General features: G+C 66.7%; 1 protein-coding gene. It reads right to left on the minus strand.

The features are described 5' to 3' along the window. Positions 1 to 3: 3 nt before the first annotated feature. Positions 4 to 1,807, minus strand: a 1,804-nt coding sequence (locus JHD07_RS38980; protein ID WP_291631891.1) for an ATP-binding protein, incomplete at its 5' end; no start/stop codon positions are given.

The following is a 1,807-nucleotide window of genomic DNA, read 5'->3' on the forward strand; positions in this document are numbered from 1 at the left end:
GTCCTACGCCGCCGCCGAAACTCCGGCGGTCGCCTTGATCGCGTCGCGCGGCAGGGTCACGCGCACGACGGTGCCGACCTCGAGCTTGGAGCGCAGGCGCATCGAGCCGCCCTGGAGCTGCGCCAGCGAGCGGGCGATGGCGAGCCCGAGGCCGGAGCCGTGATAGGTCTTGGTGAGCTGGCTCTCGACCTGCTCGAACGGACGGCCGAGCCGCGCCAGCGAATGCTGCGCGATGCCGATGCCGGTGTCGGCGATCATCAGCACGATGCGGTCGTCGAGCAGCCGGCTGCGCACTACGACGCGCCCGCCGTCCGGCGTGAACTTGACGGCGTTGGAGAGCAGATTGACGATGATCTGCTTGGTGGCGCGGCGGTCGGCGACGACCGAGATCGATTTGGCGATGTCGGCATCGAGCGTCAGGTTCTTGTCCTGCGCCCGGCCGGTGACGACCCGCAATGATTCCGCGAGCGTCTTGGAGAGGTCGAGCTCTTCCATGTCGAGCTTCATGCGGCCGGCCTCGATCTTGGACATGTCGAGGATGTCGTTGATGACCTCGAGCAGGTAGTGGCCGCTGGTCAGGATGTCCTGGCAATATTCCTGGTACTTCTCGCTGCCGAGCTCGCCGAACATGCCCGAGCCCATGATCTCGGAGAAGCCGATGATGGCGTTGAGCGGCGTGCGCAGCTCGTGGCTCATATTGGCGAGGAATTTCGACTTGGTCTGGTTGGCCTCCTCGGCGCGGGTCTTCTCGCGCTGGTACTTCTCGGCGAGGTCGGCGAGCTCGACCGCCTGACGCTCCAGCGCCGCCTGCGAGCGCTTGAGGTCGATGACGGTGGCGCGCAGGCGCAGATCGTTGTCGACCAGCTTCTGCTCGTGCTCCTTGATCCGGGTGATGTCGGTTCCGACCGAAACGTAGCCGCCGTCCTTGGTGCGGCGCTCGCTGATATGCAGCCAGCTGCCGTCATCGAGTTGCGCCTCGAAGGTACGCGCGCCCGGGCCCTGGGGGGCGGTCTCGTTGTGGCGGGTCCGCACCTCCGGCATGCGGCCGACTTCCAGCACGGTTTCGTAGGAGGTGCCGGGGATGACCGCGGTCTCGGGCAGCTTGTGCAGGCGCTGGAAGTGCGAGTTGCAGAGCACCAGGCGGTCGCTGGCGTCCCACAGCACGAAGGCTTCCGGGATGGTCTCGATGGCGTCGCGCAGGCGCAGGTCAGCTTCCACCGTCCTCTCGGCGAGGCTCTTCTGCTCGGTGATGTCGACCGCGATGCCGATCAGGTGCACGCTGGAATCGGTTGCGCCGCGCGTCTTCTCGCAGCGGACGCGCAGCCAGATCCAGTGGCCGTCGACATGCTGCATGCGGAAGGTCTGGTCGATGTGGTCGATCTTCTCGGAGATGAGCTGGTCGGCGATCTCGAACAGGTCGATGTCGTCGGACTTCACCAGCGCGTTGACCTCGCCGAAGGTGAGGAGCTCGTGGCGGCCGTCGAGGCCGAGCATCGAGAACATCGATTGCGACCAGAAGATCCGGCCGCGCGACAGGTCCCAGTCCCACAGCCCGCAGCGGCCGCGGTTGAGCGCGGTGTCGATGCGGCCGCGCACGGCGTCATTGATGAGATCGCCTTCGCGGGCGCGGGTGGACTGCCAGTGGAAGGCGAAGCCGAGGATCAGGACGACAAAGCCCGTCGTCGCCGACAGCGTCACCGAGAGCGCGGCGTCCGAGCCCCAGATCGGCTCGTTGCGCTCCTGGATCACGGTGACGAAGCCGGGCAGCGACTTGATCTGGCGCGAGGTCGCCATCGCGGCATTGCCG

The organism is Bradyrhizobium sp. (assembly GCF_016462955.1).
Taxonomy (GTDB): Bacteria; Pseudomonadota; Alphaproteobacteria; order Rhizobiales; family Xanthobacteraceae; genus Bradyrhizobium.